The sequence below is a fragment of the Chitinophaga sp. Ak27 genome (assembly GCF_012726295.1).
In the GTDB taxonomy this organism is placed as follows: domain Bacteria; phylum Bacteroidota; class Bacteroidia; order Chitinophagales; family Chitinophagaceae; genus Chitinophaga.
Genome location: NZ_JABAOB010000009.1, coordinates 206,544 through 227,521 on the forward strand (window position 1 = coordinate 206,544; position 20,978 = coordinate 227,521).

Here is a 20,978-nt window from a genome sequence, read left to right on the forward strand (position 1 = left end):
CTATTTTTTAAACTATTCAAGATGTTAGATTTTAATCTGAACGAAATAATTGATCTGTTAAAAGAGGCCAATGATAGCGGAATAAAAATATCCTGTGATAACGATAACTTATTGGTGGAAACGGATGAAGATAAAGAGATTGATGCCTATTTCCTCGATAGATTAAGGGATAATAAGCATTCACTGATAGCATATTTTAAGAAACATACCTCCGGCACACCGGACAAACATTTCTCAGGCAGCATACAGGAGGCCCGGGGCAATGATTACGGACGGGTACCGTTGTCATTCAGCCAGGACCGTTTATGGTTTATTCACCAGCTGGAAGGCAGCGTACAATATCATATACCCGCCGCATTGAGATTGAAGGGGAAACTGGATATAGGCGCGCTGAACTTTGCCTTGCGCACCGTAGTGAATCGCCATGAAGTACTGCGTACGGTGATACAGCTCGAAGACGGGCAGGCCTGGCAGCATGTGTTGGAAAAAGACAAATGGGAGCTGGATGTCATTGACGGCACATCCGGCTATGAAGATCCTGCAGCCCTGCAAACATTTATCGATGAGTTGGTGCAAAGACCATTTGACCTGTTCCAGGATCATATGCTGCGTGCTCACCTCGTAAGATTGGCACCAGCAGAATACCTGCTGGTGCTGGTGATGCATCATATTGCCTCCGATGGCTGGTCTACCGCCATCCTGGTAAATGAGTTAAACGAAGCATACACCGCCGCAGCCACACATCGTGAACCGGTGCTGGACCCCTTGGATATCCAGTTCGCCGACTACGCCGTATGGCAACGTAAATACCTGGCTGGTAATATGCTGGATAAACAGCTTTCGTATTGGAAGAAGCAGCTGGACGGGGCTTCTTTGTTAAATCTCCCTACCGACTATGAACGTCCAGCGGTAAAGAGTACCCGGGGCGCTTTGGTATCTTTTCATATCAATCAGCAGTTGACAGAGCGGTTGCAGGAATTATCGCAGGAGAATGGCGCTACGCTGTACATGACACTGCTGGCCGCTTTCAAGGTGTTACTATATCGCTATAGCGGGCAGGAAGATATCAGCATTGGCGGCGTGGTAGCAGGCAGGATGCGAACAGAAATGGAACGCCTGATCGGTTTTTTTGTAAATACACTGGTATTACGTACCGACTTGGGCGGCAACCCGGCATTTACCACGTTGTTGCAACAGGTGAAAAATACTTTGCTCGATGCATACGAACACCAGGAGGTACCTTTTGAAAAAGTGGTGGAAGCGGTGATGGGAGAGCGGGATATCAGTAAAAATCCTTTATTCCAGGTAGTTTTTGTATTACAGAATGTGCCGCCTACCAAAGAGTTAAAGATGGGAGAAGTGGTGATGCAGGACGAAAAGATTATGCGCACTACCAGCCTGTTTGATCTTTCCTGGTCCATGGAGCAAGGCCCCGATGGTATCGACGTGGAAGTGGAATACTATGTAGATATTTTCAGCGAAGCCACCATTCAGCGGATGGTACAGCATTTCCAGGTACTGCTGCAATCGGCCGTAGATAACCCGGCGCAGCCCATTGGCATGCTGCATATGCTCAGCGAAGCCGAAGTAAATCAATTGCTGGTATCATTCAATGATACAGCTACGCTCTATCCTTCGTCTGAAAGTGTGGTGTCTATTTTTGAGGGACAGGTAGCCCGTTCACCGGAAGCGCCGGCAGTTACGTTCGGCAAACGGCAACTTACCTATATGGAGCTGGACGAACAGGCCAACCAGGTAGCCAACTACCTGGCGGAGCAAGGGATTCGGCCGGGTAATACGATTGCGTTGTTGTCGCGACGCGGCATAGAAATGATCGTCGGCATCTTAGGTATCCTTAAAAGCGGCAATGCCTACGCACCTTTTCATACGGCCTACCCGGCAGATCGCCTGCACGGTATGATGGAAGATGCCGGCATCACCACATTGCTATATACCAGCAGGGAGCTGTTTAACACCTCGGGGATGGATCAGTTTACGCCCGGCCTGGACATCAGCGCCGCGCGTAAAAGCGCTGTAACACCGCCGGGCATACGAACCGGCAGCGATGCCTGTATCAATGTGATGTATACTTCCGGTACCACCGGTACACCCAAAGGGATTGCCATCACTAATAAAAATATTATCAACCTGGCCCTCGACCGCGGCGCCACTGCGGTGCTGCCTGCCGACCGGCTGCTCCAATGCTCCAACTACGCATTTGATGGTACTACGTTCGACATTTACAGCGCACTGCTCAACGGCGCCTGCTTATGTATGGTGGATGACGACGCGGCCATAGATGTGTTTGAGTTATCCAGGATCATCGCTGCCGAGAAAATCACCATCGCGCTTTTCCCTACGGCCTTATTCCACAACTTTATCGATAACCAGGTTTCCGGTCTGAAATCCATGCGGAAAATTCTGTTCGGCGGGGAAAAAGCGTCCCTGCCGCACCTGGAAAAAGCCCTGGCAGTGCTGGGACCAGGGAAACTCGTCAATATGTACGGCCCTACCGAAATAACCGTGGCCGCTACCTGTTACGAAGTAAATGATGTAAGTGGAAAATTATCCGTTCCCATTGGATCGCCTATGGCCAATACCAGCATCCGCATACTGGATGAAAATAAACAGCTGGTGCCGATAGGAGTGAGTGGGGAACTTTATGTAGGTGGCGATGGCGTTTCATTGGGTTATGTAAACAGACCGGATTTAACAGCAGAAAAATATGTAACGCTGGAAAATGCACCCGGCCGTTGGTACCGCACCGGCGATAAAGCACGCTGGCTGCCGGATGGCACCATTGCCTACGCAGGAAGGATCGACGACCAAGTGAAAATCCGTGGTTACCGTATTGAACCCGCAGAAATAGAACGGGCACTAAACAATCTCCCGGAAGTAGGCGACAGCTGCGTAGTGGTAAAACAGCAATCTACCGGTGAAAAAAGGCTGGTAAGCTATTATATCCCCGAACAGGAAGCCGTGCAGCAAAAAGAGTATGAGCTGTCACAGTCCCAGATCGCCAGCTGGAGAGCCTTATACGACACCGCCTATAGTAAAACTGACGAGATAGAAGACCTCGATGAAGAGTTCAATATTACCGGCTGGAACGATAGCTTCACCGGCGGGCCTATTCCTGCTGAAAATATGCAGCAATGGGTAGATGATGTTACCCGCCTCATCATAGCACTGCAACCCAAAAGAGTGCTGGAAATAGGATCGGGCACGGGGTTGATTTATTACCCGATTGCCGATCATATAGACCGTTATATCGGGACCGACTTCTCCCGCGTGTCGGTAGAACAAATCCTGCGCCGCATCAACAAAGGTGAACGCCGTTACCCAGATACAGAAATGAAATTATGTGCGGCACATGAAATTATCCTGGAAGAGAAAGAAGAGATTGACCTGGTGATACTCAACTCTATTGTTCAGTATTTTCCAGGCGCCGCTTATATGACCGATGTACTGGCTAAAGCCATTTCCCTGCTGCGCGGTCAGGGCCGCATTGTGGTAGGCGACGTCCGCGATCTGCGTTTGCTGCCTGCTTTTAAACGCCGCCTGCAACTGGATAAACTGCATGATAAAACCAGCATCCGCGAGCTGGAATGGAGTGTAGAACAAGAGGTGTTAAGGGAAGAAGAATTGTGTTTTTCTCCCGCCTATTTTTATCAGCTGCAAACACGCTTCCCGGAAATCACCCACGTGGAAATTGTATGGAAGCAAGGTGATTATATCAATGAGTTGAGCCTTTACCGTTATACGGTAATCATGCATGTGGGCATTGAAAAGCCCGTATTGCAACCGGACTGGCAGCCATGGGACAGTATCGCCGATAAAAGCCACATCATTGACCAGTTAACAAACCGTATTCCGGTGATCGCCCTACAGGATGTACCAGGACATCGGGTATGGAGAGAGCGTATGCTGGATCATGCGCTGAAAAATAACCTGTTCGGCAATGTAGGCGACTTATCGGCCTATATCAGCGCGCCGGACGAAGTAACACATACCGTTAATGAGATACTGGCGGAAGCAACAGCGGCTGGTTATAGCTACCGCTTCCTGCTGGATGAAGACCCGCTGAAAGTAAACCTGCTGATAGAACGGGATCGCTTTGATGGTTTTGTGGAACAATCCTATAGCAACAGCATCAGTTTTACGGACCTGGTGAAAACAAATATTCCACTGTTTACCGATATCTGCGAATCATTACAGAAAGGTATCAAACAGCAACTGCTGGACCGCCTGCCGGATTACATGGTGCCGGCAGATTTTGTAGCCCTGCAACAGTTGCCGCTAACGGGTAACGGCAAGGTAGACCGTAAGTTCCTGGCGGCATGGGAAGACATACAACGGAAGAGGCTCATTAACTACGTGGCCCCCACCAATGAAACAGAACAGCGGCTCGCCGATATCTGGCAGCACCTGCTGGGAGTGGATCGTGTGGGTATACAGGATAACTTCTTTGAATTAGGTGGTCACTCATTACTTGCTACACGCGTGGTGTCCGCGGTTCGTAAAGAACTGGATGTGGAGTTGACGGTAAAAGACTTCTTCATCTATCCCACCATTGCGTTGCTGGCAGCCTACCTGGAGCAACAGGAAAAAGGTTCGTCTTTGCCGCCGCTGATCGCCGGTCCGCGACCTGCCAATATCCCCCTGTCTTTCAGCCAGGAACGGTTGTGGTTTATCGATCAGCTGCAGGGCACCGTGCCTTACCATATGCCGGTAATACTGCGGTTGCATGGCAACCTCGACGTAGCCGGCCTGGAATATGCACTCCGCAATGTAGTGAACGGACATGAAGTATTACGCACCGTCATCACACCAAAAGATGGCGTCGCCTGGCAGCACGTAATGGATAAGGACCAGTGGCAGCTCACTATCGTACCCGCAACTCCGGAGCTGGCAGATGAAGCCAGCTTAAAACAATTATTAAGCACCCTGGCAGATATGCCTTTTGACCTGTGCCGCCATCATATGCTGAGAGCGCATCTGCTGCCGTTGTCGGCTAATGAGCATTTGCTCTTGCTCACCATCCACCATATTGCCTGCGATGGTTGGTCTATATCCATCCTGGTAAAAGAACTGGTGGAACTATACCGGGCTTACGCAGAAAAACGGGCGCCGATACTGGAAAAACCGGAAATTCAATATGCTGACTATGCCCTATGGCAGCGCAATAGTTTTGACGGAGCCATCCTGGAGGAGAAAATGGCCTACTGGAACCGGCAACTGCGCAACGTACTTCCCTTAGACCTGCCCACAGACTATCCACGGCCCGCCGTGCAACAATTTAATGGCGCCATTAGCTGGTTCCATATCGACCAGGAATTAACCCAGCAGCTCCACCTGTTGTCGAAGGAACAAGGCGTTACCCTGTTTATGACATTGTTAACCGCCTTCCAGGTGTTGCTGCAACGGTATAGCGGCCAGGATGATATTTGCGTGGGCTCCCCGGTATCCGGCAGAACACAGCAGGAAACAGAAGGACTGATCGGCTTCTTCCTGAATACCGTGACATTAAGAACAGATCTCAGCGATAATCCTTCATTCAGCGTGCTGCTGCAACAAGTGAAAAATACAACACTCGATGCATATGAACACCAACAGGTGCCTTTTGAAAAGATAGTAGAACAGCTGGCGAAAGACCGGGATATGAGCCGTAGCCCGCTGTTCCAGGCCATGTTTGTATTGCAGAATACCCCGCCCGTACCGGAATTGTTATTGGGAGATCTGCACCTGGCTTATGAAGAGGTGCCACATAAAACAACGTTGTGCGACATCACCCTCTCTTTGGAAGAACAACAAGATGGTATCCGAGGGTACGCCGAATATTGCACTGATTTGTTTAGCGCCGACAGGATTAAACAAATGATGAAGCATTTTGAGCAGTTACTCCGCTCCATTGTAAGTGCACCGGCTGCACAGATCAATACCCTGCGTATTACTACCCCGGCGGAAGAAGCGCAGCTGCAGGCCGCATTCAACAGCCAGGTAACAGACTACCCAAGGAATAAAACGATTATCGACCTTTTCGACCGGCAGGTATTACTCACGCCAGATGCGGTGGCGGTAGTGTTTGAGTCAACCCAGCTTACTTATCACGAGCTGAATAGCCGGGCCAACCAGCTGGCCCATTATCTAAGAGAACTGGGTGTTCGGGAAGATACACTGGTACCGGTATTCCTGGAGCGCAGCGAACACATGGTCATCGCCATGCTGGGCATTCTGAAGGCTGGTGGTGCTTATGTTCCCATCGATCCGGAATATCCGCAGGAAAGGATCCGGTTTATGCTAACGGATACTGGCGCGCAGTATATCGTGACTAATAGTGAAAGTGCCCATTTACTCGAGGTGGAAGCGTCCGTTGCCGTAGTGTCGCTGGACGGTGATCAGCATATCCTGGAAGAATTTCCGCAGGATAATCCCGAAAGCTTCGTTCATCCGCACCACCTGGCGTATGTGATCTATACCTCCGGTTCTACCGGCCAGCCGAAAGGCGTGTTACTGGAGCATTATAACGTAGTGCGGTTGTTTGAAACCGATACGCCGCTATATGATTTCGACAGCAATGATGTATGGACAATGTTCCATTCCATGTGCTTCGACTTTTCCGTATGGGAAATGTATGGCGCCTTATTCTACGGTGGCCGCCTGGTAATTGTGTCAAAACAGGTGGCCAGAGATGCGGCGTTATTCGGGCAGCTGTTGCTGTCGGAAGGCGTAACGGTGCTCAACCAAACCCCTGCCGCCTTCTACGTATTGCAAGAGTACCTGGTGGCCAATGCACCAACGGTGCCTGTCAGGTACGTGATATTTGGAGGGGAGGCATTGAACCCGGTGATGATAAAGCCGTGGAAAGAATTGTATCCGTCTTGCAAAATGGTGAACATGTATGGTATTACGGAAACCACCGTGCATGTAACTTACCAGGAGATTGGAACGGCACACCTGCAAAGTAGCAGCAGCATTATAGGTAAAGCTATCCCTACACTGGGGCTCTACATCCTCGACGCTAACAGGCACTTATCGCCGGTAGGCGTACCGGGAGAGTTGTATGTATCCGGCGCCGGTTTGGCCCGGGGATACCTGAACCGGGAAGCATTAACCCAAGAACGTTTCCTGCCTAACCCATTCAGCAACGACGCCGATTATAACCGCTTGTATAAAACCGGCGACCAGGCCCGCTGGCTGGCCGACGGCAATATTGAATACCTGGGACGTATAGATCAGCAGGTGAAAATCCGTGGTTACCGTATTGAACTGGGCGAAATTGAAAATGTACTGCTGCAGAGCGGCCTGGTAAAACAGGTAGTGGTAGTAGCTGCCAATGACAGCACCGGCAGTAAGATACTTGCGGCTTATATTGTTTCCGAAGCGCGCTTCGATCGCGAACAGGTGATAGGGGTGTTGAAGCAGCGGTTACCGGATTATATGATACCGGCCTTGTTTATTACGTTAGATAAGATGCCTTTGACATCCAACGGAAAAGTAGACAGGAAGGCATTACCAGATATACACGCAGGTACGCCGGCTACACATGAATATGTAGCCCCACGCAATGAAATGGAACAGTTGCTGGCAGATGTTTGGCAGGAATTGCTGCAGCTGCCACGGGTAGGCATATACGATAATTTCTTTGAACTGGGAGGACACTCGTTGTTGTCGATGCGCATGGTAGCGGTGCTTCGAAAGAAAATTGCCGTGGAACTAACGGTTAGGTCTATATTCCTGTATCCGCACATTCATGAGCTGGCAGCCTTTTTAGCAGGACAAGCCACGCAAACATTCCTGCCTGCCGTGAAAGCCGGCAAAAGGCCCGCACGCATTCCTTTGTCTTTCAGCCAGGAACGTCTATGGTTTATTGATCAGCTGGAAGGAAGTGTACAGTACCACGTGCCCGCAGTACTGCGGCTTCGCGGGGTACTTAATGTCGATGCGCTGGCCACCGCCCTGCGTAGTGTGGTCAACCGCCATGAAATATTAAGGACAGTGATCCGGCAAAATGATGGCCGCGGCTACCAATACATCCTGGATGAAAATAAATGGACATTAAACATCACCGACCTGCCCGCCTATAAAGGAGATCCTACGGCATTGCAAACTTTTATAAAATCAATCATAGATGCACCGTTTGATCTGTCAATAGACCACATGCTGCGTGCTGACCTCGTAGTGCTGGGAGCTGATGACCATATCCTGGTCATCACTACGCACCACATTGCCTCCGATGCCTGGTCCACCGGCATCCTGGTAAAAGAGCTGGTCGCTTTTTATATGGCCGCCTCTACTGGCCAGGAAGTACTGCTGGACAAAATGGAGCTACAATATGCCGATTATGCCATCTGGCAAAGAACTTATATCACCGGCGATGTACTGGATAAACAGCTGGCTTACTGGAAGGAAAACCTGGCAGGCATCACGCCATTAAACCTGCCATTAGATTATCCAAGACCACCGGTGAGAAGTACCAGGGGAGGAGCGATCAGCTTCCAGCTGCCCGCTGAGCTAACTGCACAGCTGCATCAGTTGAGCCGGCAGGAAGGCGTGAGCATGTTCATGACATTGTTCACCGCCTTCAACGTAATGCTGTATCGTTACAGCGGGCAGGAAGATATCTGTGTAGGCAGCCCCATAGCGGGTAGAACACAACAGGAAATAGAAGGCCTCATCGGCTTCTTCATTAATATGCTGGCGTTACGGGTGGATTTGCGCGGTAACCCTTCTTTCCGTGCACTGCTGCAACAGGTAAAACAAACTACGCTGCAGGCCTTTGAACACCAGGAAGTACCTTTTGAAAAAATAGTAGACCAGGTGGTAGTGGACAACGACAGAAGCCACCGGCCTGTGTTCCAGGTCGTTTTCGGTTTGCAGAATAACGTCAACCAGCCGGATCTTCAATTCGGAGACATTGTTTTATCAGAAGAAACGGTAGAACATACATCTGCCAAATTTGACCTGGTATTCAGCATGGACGAAGATGAAGACGGGCTAAATGGAACAGTGGTGTATTGCGCGGACCTGTTTAAAGAAGCTACCGTGGCGCGTATGATCGGGCATTTCCAACAACTGCTGTATGCCGTAGTAGCATCGCCGGCACAGCATATTGCAGTATTACCCATGCTAACTGGTGCAGAAGAACAACAATTACTGTCCGTAAAAGGTACCTACGAACGGGAATATACTCAACAAATCACTTTTGTAGACTTGTTTGAAGCGCAGACCAACCGTTCACCGGAGGCTACAGCCGTGGTATTTGAGGAGGATACGCTGACCTATCGCGAGCTGAATGAACGCGCTAATTGCCTGGCCCATTACTTAAGAAGCAGACGCGTAAAAGCAGGCACCCTGGTGCCGGTTTGTATGGAACGCTCGCTCAATATGATGGTCAGCATCCTGGGCATCCTGAAAGCGGGAGCCGCCTATGTACCCGTAGAACCGGATTTTCCGGAAGATCGCATCCGGTTTATGCTGGAAGATACTGATGCCTCCAATATCATTACGCTCAGTAAGTATGCCGACCGGCTACAGGCAGATCCAGCAGACATTATACTACTGGACGATGACTGGAACGATATTAAAGTCAATGGCAAAGAAAATCTCCCCGGACTTACCCGGGCCGATCACCCCGTATATGTGATTTATACCTCCGGTAGTACCGGTCAGCCGAAAGGGGTAGTAGTCACGCACAGTAACCTGGCGGACTATATTGCCGGTCTCACCAACACCTTGCCTGTAAAAGAATGCGGCTCCTTTGGACTCATGTCCAGCATGGCCACTGATTTGGGCAATACCGTGATCTTTGGCGCGCTGGCCAATGGTGGGGCATTACATATCTTCTCCAAAGAGATGGTACAGGATACCACTATTTTATATAACTACCTCGACAAGCACCCGGTTGACTGTATCAAAATAGTGCCGTCGCACTGGAAGGCATTATGTTTACCAGATAGATTACTGTTGCCCGAAAAGTTGTTAATCTTTGGGGGAGAAACGTTGGAAGCATCTGTAACAGCTTCGATTTACGCAACGGGAACAGCTTGTACCGTAGTGAATCACTATGGGCCTACAGAAACCACAATTGGTAAATTACTGCATGTCGTTGACAGCAACGCCGCTTATGGCGAGAGCATTCCGGTAGGTAAGCCCTTCTCCGCTACGCAGGTCTATGTACTCAGCAATGAACTACAGCTATGCCCGGTAGGTGTTCCCGGAGCGCTGTATATCGGTGGTGAAGGGGTAGCCCGGGGATACCTGAACAATGAAGCACTGACAGCTACTAAGTTCATCGCAGATCCTTTTAGCAATGGCCGGTTATACAGCACCGGCGATATGGTAAAATATCTCCCCGATGGTAATATACTCTTCATGGGCCGTGTGGATGACCAGGTAAAAATACGTGGTTACCGTATTGAGCTGGGAGAAATAGAACGAGCGCTGAACAATTGCGCTACTGTAAAACAGGCGGTAGTAGTTGTTAAAAATGATCATCTTGGTAATAAACGACTGGTAGCCTATGTGGTAGCGGAGGAAGATGTTGACAAAGATGAAATACTGGAACAGCTGACCGCGCAGCTACCAGATTATATGGTGCCTTCGCTGTTGATGGTACTGGATTATTTCCCACTGCTGGCAAACGGTAAGATCGACAAAAAATCCTTGCCAGATCCGGATGTACAAACCCTGCAAACAGATAATTATGTAGCGCCCCGCAATGAGCTGGAACGTACCCTGGCAGATATATGGGAAGCAGTGCTGGGTGTGGAAAGGGTAGGGATCAATGATAACTTCTTTGCGTTGGGTGGCGATTCTATTATCACTATACAGGTAGTGAGCCGGGTGAGAAGAAGCGGTTACGAATTACAGGTAGGCGATTTATTCGACTACCAAACTATTGCCATGTTATACGCGGTAATGTCGGCCCGTAAGAATGCCGCCACGTCGCTGCTAGCCGACCAGGAAATACAAAGCGGCAGCTGTGGCTTGTTGCCGGTGCAGCAATGGTATTTTGAAAAAGAAGGGACTACGCCCTCTCATTTCAACCAGAGCATGTTACTGACCATCGACAAGCGTATTCCTTCTTCTACCTTGTCTGCCGCCATTATGCAGCTGGTGCAGTACCACGATAGCCTGCGTTTCAAATATACTTACGGTTCCGGCGGATGGGAACAGGTGTACAGTACTTCCGAGGGGATGCTGAATGTAGTAAACCTGCAAACGGAATCGCTGGACGAGTTACCCGCCATGCTGGAAACTTATGGTAATAGTTACCAACGCAGCATTGATGTCACAAAAGGTAATTGTGTCAGTGCCGTATTGTTCTTAACGCCTGCCGGCGATACCCACAACCGCTTGCTGCTGGCCATTCATCACCTGGTAGTAGATGGCGTATCATGGCGTATTTTACTGGAAGACCTGGAACGTTTAATAGATGGCCTGTATCGTAATGAGCCGGTATCGCTGGGTAATAAAAGCAGTTCTTACAGGCAATGGCATGAGGCACTGGTGAAATATGGGCAAACAAATCGCTTGTTGAAGCAGGCAGACTATTGGTCTGACATCATACAGCAGCACAGGCCTTTGCCGGTAGATAATACCTACGAAGGAGTGTTGCGGGTAAAAGATATGGCGCATTACCAGGTGAAACTGGGTCCCTTCTTTACACAAAAATTATTGCAGGAAGTACCGGCTGCCTATCGTACAGAAATAAACGATGTATTACTGAATGCCCTGGCACTCGCCCTCAATAGCTGGGTAGGTGGCGATGTGGTGATTGGATTGGAAGGCCATGGCCGGGAAGATATCGATAAAGGAACCGATGTAGGCAACACGGTAGGTTGGTTTACCAGCCTGTACCCGGTACTGTTACCAGGAAATAGGGTGGGAGACAGCGGCACATTATTGCGTAACCTGAAAGAACAGCTCCGCGGGATCCCCGACAAAGGAATTGGCTTCGGCGTACTGAAATATATCAACAGGCTGGCAGCATTGCAGGGCAACGATCCATGGGATATCACTTTCAACTATCTCGGGCAGTTTGATACCGTAACGAGTGGAGGCAAGTGGTTTGCCGTTACCGACGAACCCGCCGGCGCAGAAGCCGGCGATGACTACACTGTGCGCCGTAAAATAGCCGTAAACGGTATGGTCACCGGCGGCGAATTGGTATTGGACTGGAGTTATAGCAACAAACATTACAACGACAGTACCATCATAACACTGGCGCAAAAGTATATCGATGAACTGGAAACGATTATCCTGCATAGCGTAGGGCAGGCAGCTAAACAGCCGCTGCTGACACCATCCGACTATGGGCTTGGCGGTGTAGTGAGCAATACGGAACTGGACCAGTTCCTGGATACGCCGATGCCCGGTGATACCACCCGCCGCCAGGAGATTACCGCTATGTACCGGCTGAGCGGACTACAGGAAGGTATGTTGTTCCATGGTTTGTACGATAACACGGTAGATGCCTATACAGAACAGTTTACCTACCTGTTGCATCAAACCGATATCAACGCGTTTATACAAAGCTGGCAGCACCTGTTGCAGCAACACACCATTCTGCGCAGCGCGTTTTATCATGACGCCTTCCATGTACCGGTGCAATGTGTGTACCGTAACGTACAATTGCCGGTAACACTACTGGACTATCGTTACCTCGATGCAGCCGCCCAGGAAGCCGCCTGGATCGAGCATGAATCGCAAGTACTGCAACAAGGCATTGATTTTATGGCGCCGCCATTAATGAAGATGAGCCTCCTGCAGTTGACCGACGATACCTGGCGCATGGTATGGACCTATCATCACCTCCTGGTAGATGGCTGGTCAATGCCGGTGTTGCTGGAGGAGTTGCTGCGTACCTACGAAGCCCTGGCATCCGGAAAGCAACCGGAGGTAATCGCCACCGATCATTATGAAGAATACATCCGATACCTGGACCGCAGGGATAAAGAGGAAGAAGGCGATTATTGGCGCGGATACCTGGCCGGTATCAGCAACAGCACGCTGCTTCCGTTTATCAGCAGCGCAGACCGCACAAAAGCCCAGGGACGCTATAAAACGACACCGGTGGTATTGGATGCGGCCAAAACACGCCTCATTACCGCCTATGCACAGCAACAACGACTAACTGTCAATACCCTGATGCAGGGCGTGTGGGCGTACCTGTTATACCGGTATACCGGCAATAAGCACATAGCCTACGGCGCTATCGTATCTGGTCGCCCGGACGATATGCCGGGTATAGAAAGAAAAGTGGGAATGTATATCAATACCCTGCCGGTACACATTGCTATAACACCCGAACAGTCTGTTACCGACTGGTTACGCGACATACAGGCGGCCCAGGTGCAGAGCCGTAAGTACCAATATACGCCGTTGCGTGACAGCCAGCGCTATACCGGTATTAACGGCGACCTGTTCGATACCCTCATGGTATATGAGAACTACCCGGTTGATGAAGCCACATTGGCTTATCCATGGAAATTACAGATAGAGCAGCTGCATGTGGAGGAACATACGAACTATCCACTGAGCATCACCATAGGGGTGGGACAGGAAATTACGATCCTGTTACAGCATAATACCACCTTGTTGTCGCCTGACTATATCAGGCAGATCAGTGAACATTTCTTACAGGTGCTGGAGTATATCGTGCAGCATCCCGTGGCAAAGACCGGAGACCTCGTACTGCTCACGGAAGAAGAACGCGAACGTATAGCCGTTGCGTTTAATACCGCAGCATTGCCACAACCAACCGTGGGTAAATCTGCTATAGACCTGTTTAAGGAACGGGTAGCCCTGGCGCCTCATCAAATCGCCCTGGTATTTGACGCGCAGGAACTCACCTACGGGCAACTGGATCAACGTTCAGATCAGCTGGCACTATACCTTATCAGCAAAGGCGTGCAGAAAGAAACGCTGGTGCCCGTTTGCCTGGAACGTTCGTTAGATATGATAGTGGCCATATTAGCGGTGCTCAAGGCAGGAGGAGGTTATCTTCCGATCGATCCTTCTTACCCGGCTGCACGTATCAGCTACCTGTTGGAAGACAGTCGCGCTACGATGATGATCAGCAGCCAGGAGGTGGCTGTCGCGCTGGATATACCCCCTCATATTCATCTCATTAAAATAAATGACGTCTGGCAGGGGATTACCCAACAGCCTGGCATAAGTCTCAGCACTACGCCCGCACCGGATGATTTAGCTTATGTGATCTATACTTCCGGCAGTACCGGCCATCCGAAGGGAGTAATGATCGAGCATAAAGGATTGGTAAACCTGGCCCTGAACATGGAAGCCGTGTTGCCATTAACGCCTGGCATACGGGTACTGCAATTCTCCGCTTTCGGTTTCGATGCTTCCTGCTTCGAAATCTTCAGTACCCTGCTCAGTGGCGGTTGCCTGGTGATTCCGCATAAAGAAGACCTGTTGTCGGCAGATAAGTTTGGAGAAATGGTACGGCAACACCAGGTGGAATTGCTGTTGCTGCCGCCTTCTTATCAACATACGATCCGGGAGGAACTGGGGACCATCAAAACAATTATTTCCGGCGGCGAGGCGCTGAACCGGGAAGATACCAAATACTTCCAGTCAAAAGGCATCCGCGTATTTAACGCTTACGGCCCTACGGAAAACAGTGTTATCACCACTATGACGGATAGCCCAATGCAGGGCGATACCGTGGTGATTGGCAAGCCGTTGGCGAACGTGCAGGTATATATCCTGGACCAGCAAAACGAACTATGCCCGGTAGGCGTAGCGGGCGAAATTTGCGCCGGCGGCGCCGGGGTTGCGCGTGGTTATCTGTATCGCCCAACCCTCACGGCAGAGAAATTCATACCGGATCATTTCAGCAACCAGCCAGGCGCCCGCCTGTACCGCACCGGCGATCTGGGTCGCTGGCTGCCGGATGGCAGCATCGAATACCTAGGACGAATAGATGATCAGGTGAAAATCCGTGGCTACCGTATTGAGCCCGGAGAAATTGAAAATGCCCTGCTGCAAACGGGATTCGTCACCCAGGCAGTAGTGCTCGTAAAGGCGGATGATAACGGACATAAACGTTTAGTCGCTTACGTAGTACCGCAAGGCGCTTTCGAAAAAGAGCAGATCCTGTCGTCGTTGAAAGATAAATTGCCGCCATATATGGTGCCAGCTACGCTGGTGCCGCTGGAGAAAATGCCAGTCACCGCCAACGGAAAGATAGATAAGTCCGCATTACCGGAGCCTTATGCGGCAACATCCAGCACCCGCGCTATCTTAAATGGCGAAGTGGAACAAACGCTGGCCGGTATTTGGCAGGAATTGCTGGGCATTCAACAGATCGACAGAAACGACAACTTCTTTGAACTGGGTGGCGATTCCATTATCACGATCCAGGTAGTAGGCCGGGCCAAACGCTTTGGATATGACCTGAAGCCTAAAGACCTGTTTGTGCACCAGACCATCGCAGGGCTGGCAGCATCGCTGGCCACCCGGAAAGAAAAAGTCATCGGGAGCGAACAGGGGATACTCACCGGCAACAGTGGATTAACGCCTATCCAGCAGTGGTACCTGGAAGAAGAAACCATTGCTAAGCATTTTATTCAACAGTTATTCATCGGCATTGATAAAAAAATCAACGCAGGCATATTAACCACAGCGGTACAACAGCTAATGTTCCGTCATGATAGCCTTAGATTTGCGTATACCCGTGATGGTAATAGCTGGCAACAGCACTATGGCAACTATGCCGGTAACCTCGAAGTAGTGGATCTGCGCGATATTAACCAGGCAGATTATGCTGCTGCACTGGCTACTTACTGTGATCAGTACCAGGCAAGTTTGCAGCCGGAAGCAGGCATACTGCTCCGCGCGGTGCTGTTTTTAACTCCTGCTTATGAAACGGCCAACCGCCTGCTCATCATCGTTCATCACCTGGCGGTAGACGGCGTATCATGGCAGATTGTGCAGGACGACCTGGAACTTATGCTGGATCAACTATCCGGAGATATACCGCTAACGCCGGTGCATAAAACCAGTTCTTACCGGGAATGGCAACAGGCGTTGGTGGCGTATGGCCGGAGTAACCGGCTGCTGCAACAGCGTGAGTACTGGCAGCATATCGTACAGCAATACCAGCCGCTGAAAGTGGATAAACTTTACGCCGGCAAGCTGACCGGCAATGATATGGACACGCATACCATACACCTGGATGCCACCTTCACCCAGCTCTTATTGCAGGAAGTGCCGAAAGCCTATCATACAGAAATCAATGACGTGTTGCTCGCTGCATTGTCGGCCGCGCTTTATGCCTGGAATGGGGCCGGGGTTGTGGTGGGCCTGGAAGGGCATGGCCGTGAAGACATTGCCGCGAATATCGATATCAGTAATACCATTGGTTGGTTTACCAGTCTCTATCCCGTATGGCTGAATAACAACAGCAATACAGCGCCAGGCGCTCTATTAAAGGAAATTAAAGAGCAACTGAGACAGCTACCCGATAAAGGGATCGGCTATGGCGTATTAAAATATATCAATGACGAGGCAGCGCTGCAGGGCAAAGATCCATGGGATATTACCTTCAACTACCTGGGGCAGGTAGATGCCGCCAGGAGAAACAGTAAATGGTTTAGCACGGCGCCGGAAGCTGCGGGTACAGGTACTACCTCAGATGTCAGCATTCGCCATAAAATGTCTGTCAACGGCGGAATAGAAAATGGTGAGCTGGTATTATACTGGAGTTTCAGCATCCATCATTATAACGGAAATACCATACAGGCGCTGGCGGAAGATTACCGGGACCGGTTACAACAACTGATCACCCATGCGGTATCGCAGGCAAACCTACAGCCCGTGTTTACACCATCGGACTACGGTTTGGGAAGCATCGTTACCAATGCGGAGCTGGACCAGTTCCTGGATGCGCCGCTTGCAGGTGGAGGCACCCGGAGAAATCAGATCACCGGCTTGTACCGGCTGAGCAGCTTGCAGGAAGGTATGCTGTTCCATGGATTGTATAATGGCAACAATGGCGTTTATATCCAACAGCTCTGCTGTACACTCGATGCGCCCGATATCCCGGTATTAAAGGAAAGCTGGCAACATTTGCTGCAACATCATAGCGTATTGCGCAGCAGTTTCTTCGCCAATGTATTCCGGATTCCGGTACAGTGCGTGCATGAGCAGGTGGCCATACCGTTCGATGAGCTGGATTACCGGCAAATGAGTGCACCCGCCCGGGAAGCAGCATGGACGGCTTACGAAACCGCCGACCTGGTGAAAGGATTTGATTTCAATACGCCTCCGCTGATGCGCATTGCATTCATACGGTTAACCGATGAGCGCTATCGCATGGTATGGACGTTCCACCATCTTTTGCTGGATGGCTGGTCCGGCTCTGTAGCCATCGAAGAATTGCTGCAAACATACGATGGGTTGATAGCCGGTAAGAAGCCTGCAGCGCAGGAAGAAGAGAAATTTGAAGATTATATCCGTTACCTGGAGCGCCGGGATGAGGAAGAAGAGATGTTGTACTGGAAAGAGTACCTCGCCTCGGCAGATAGCGGCACGCTGTTACCATTTATCAGCGCTACCGCAGAACGTACCAAGGGTGCGGGTGTTTACGAAGTACAGGAAATGCAACTTGCAGGAGCAGGAGCGAAGCAATTGTTGTCATATGCACAACAACACCGGATCACCGTCAATACCGTGATACAGGCCGTATGGGCGTACCTGTTATACCGCTATACCAATCAGCAGCAGGTTACTTACGGCGTAACGGTTTCCGGTCGCCCTGATGATTTATCCGGCGTAGAAAAAAGGGTAGGTATGTACATCAATACCTTGCCTTTTCATACCGCCATCGACCGGGAACAGAGTATTGGGGCCTGGTTACAGCAAATACAACAGCAACAGGTGCTGAGCCGGGAGCATCAATATACTTCGCTCAATGATATCCAGCGCTGGGTGGAAATACCGGGCGACCTGTTTGACAACTTCCTGGTATTTGAAAATTACCCGGTAAGCGATCTGCTGAATACCCACCAGTGGCAGCTGCAAATGGATAATATTGAGATGCGCGATCATGCCAACTATCCTTTGGGGATTGCGGCCGTAGTCGGTGAATCAGTAGCCGTTCGGTTTAAGTACAACACCGCGTTATTGGACCGCGCGTACGTGACCGCACTGCGTGGCCATTTCCAGCAGGTACTGGAATTTATGGTGAGCCATCCGGCAGCTAAAATCAGCGACATTATTTTGCTGGATAAACAGGAACAGGCGCATATTGCGATCGACTTTAATGCCACACCGGTGCCATATAATGCCGCAGGTAAATCCATCACCGACCTGTTCAAAGAAAGGGTAGCAGCGGCGCCGGAAAGCATTGCGTTGTTATTTGAAGAAAAGATGCTTACCTACCAGGAGCTGGACATCCGCGCCAATCAGCTGGCCCATTACCTGGTGAGCAGAGGAGTACAACAGGAAACGCTGGTTCCCATTTGCCTGGAACGTTCCCCGGAAATGATCATAGCTATATTAGGTATCCTGAAAGCAGGAGGCGCCTATCTTCCTATTGATCCGTCTTACCCGGCGGCAAGGATTGCCTACCTGCTGGAAGACAGCCGCGCTACGATGCTGATCAGCAGTCATGCGCTGGTAGCGGAACTGGATATTCCTGAACACATTAATATTACGAGGATAGATGCAGAACGGGGCCTGATTGGCAAGCAGCCTACCCATGCGCCGGCGCTCGCACCTGAGCCGCACCACCTCGCATACGTTATCTATACATCCGGCAGTACAGGCAACCCCAAGGGCGTAATGATTGAACACAAAAGTGTAGTAAACCTGGCATTGAGCCAGGCAGCATCCCTGAGATTAATACCTGGTATGAGAACATTGCAGTTTGCAGCTTTCGGCTTTGATGCATCCTGTTACGAAATTTTCAATACCCTGTTAAGTGGCGGTAGCCTGGTACTCCCCCGGAAAGAAGACCTGCTGGCTGCCGACAAGTTCGGCGACCTGGTACGGAAGCAGCAGGTAGACCTGGTAGTATTGCCACCCTCTTACCAGCACACTATCCGCGAAGAGCTGGGCACCATCAAAATCATTGTGTCTGCCGGGGAACCGCTGAACCGGGAAGATGCGAAATACTTCCAGTCAAAAGGTATCCGCCTGATTAACGCTTACGGCCCTACGGAAAATACCGTTTGTACCAGTCTCACCGACGACCCGCTACACGGCGACAAGATTGTGATCGGCAACCCTATTGCGAATGTGCAGGTATACATCCTGGACCCCCACATGGAACTGTGCCCGGCAGGGGTAACCGGCGAAATCTGCGTTGGCGGCGAAGGCGTGGCCCGCGGCTACCTGTATCGCCGGGAGCTGACAGCAGAGAAATTCATCCCCGACCATTTCTCCGGGAAACCGGAAGCGCGCCTGTACCGTACCGGAGACCTTGGACGCTGGCTACCCGATGGCAATATCGAATTCCAGGGAAGAATAGACGACCAGGTGAAAATACGCGGCTACCGGATAGAGCTGGGCGAAATTGAAAACGCGCTGGAACAGCTGGAAGGCGTTAGCCAGGCAGTAGTAGTGGCAAAAGGTACCACTGATAATAAGTCGCTGGTAGCCTACATCTTACCGGATGGCGCCTTCGACCGGCAGGCCATCAGCGCACAGCTGGAAGGCAAGCTCCCGGATTATATGGTACCATCGGTGTATGTGAAAATTGATAAGATACCGGTAACGCCTAATGGCAAAGTAGACCGGAAGGCGTTGCCCGATCCAGATGCAGGCACATTGTCTCAAAATGCCTATGCAGCGCCCCGTAATGAAACAGAAGCGGTACTGTCGGAGATCTGGCAGCAATTGCTGGAGGTAGACCAGGTAGGAATTCACGACGATTTCTTTGCACTCGGTGGCCATTCGCTCTTGTCGATCCGTCTGATCGCCGCCATCCGCAGGAAACTGGGCAAAGAAATAGCGCTGAACAATGTTTTCGATGCACCTACAATTGCCGGACTCGCCGCCACGCTGGATGCACCGGATGCCAGTGAAGAAACAACGTTAGCTGCCGGAGAGAACCATCTCATACCGTTAAATAAAAGCAATAGCCGTACCACGGTATTTATTGTACCCGGCCAGGATGGCCTGAGCGATGGCTATGACGAACTGGCCAAAGGACTTACCGCTGCCGCCATGGTATATGGGATACAAATGCCCGGCGTATTTGAAGGAGAGCGGCCGCTCTACACCGTTGCCGCTATCGCCGCACAAAATATCCGCTGGATAAAAGCACTACAACCGCATGGTCCGTACCGTTTCATTGCCCATTCCTTTGGCGGATATGTGCTGTATGAAATGATCCGGCAGCTGGAGGCCGCAGGAGAAACCGTTGCCTTCGCCGCCATACTGGATGCAGATGCCCACCCGGGACATATTGATGTGCTCAATGGTGGTACACGTAGCTATCAGGATATCTTCTTTGAGTCGGTAGTGGAAGTGCTGGAAGAAAATAATATCATCACCACCGCGCTACCTGCATGGATTGCGGAGTTAAAACAGCTGGTACAGCCATTGGAGATGAAGGCAGTAGTACCGTTTATTTCTAACTACCTGAAAGAGAAGATTAAGGGAGATAAGCTGGTGCATGTTGACTTTATTATGCGGTTAACGGATATCAAAGTGAGTAACATAGAAGTGCTGAACAGCTACCAGGTAGAGGGACAAACCAATGCGGCCCTGCACATTGTGAAAGCTGCCGGCGCCGAATGGAAGAAGCTGCCAGACAGTCTCGGATGGGATACCCATGCAAAAACAGTAAAGGTATTTACCGCCCCGGGCGATCACTTTTCCATGTTAAAACAGGAAAATGCTGCGGCCCTGGCCAAATACCTTAGCGAACAATTATCAGCATAGTAGGCGGAAGAAGCTGCTCCGCGCCCTGGCGCGGGCAGCATTCCCCTTTTATTATTTTATTA

At 50.6% G+C, this 20,978-nt stretch carries 1 protein-coding gene; it reads left to right on the forward strand.

The features are described from left to right. Nucleotides 1–21 precede the first annotated feature (21 nt). Nucleotides 22–20,916 carry a non-ribosomal peptide synthase/polyketide synthase gene (locus tag HGH90_RS26125; RefSeq protein ID WP_169192231.1) on the forward strand — a complete coding sequence of 6,965 codons (20,895 nt, stop codon included), beginning with the start codon at nucleotides 22–24 and terminating at the stop codon, nucleotides 20,914–20,916. Nucleotides 20,917–20,978 lie beyond the last annotated feature (62 nt).

Excerpts from the sequence above, each read along its gene's own strand:
- HGH90_RS26125 (WP_169192231.1), top strand. The coding sequence starts at position 22 with ATGTTAGATTTTAATCTGAACGAAATAATTGATCTGTTAAAAGAGGCC.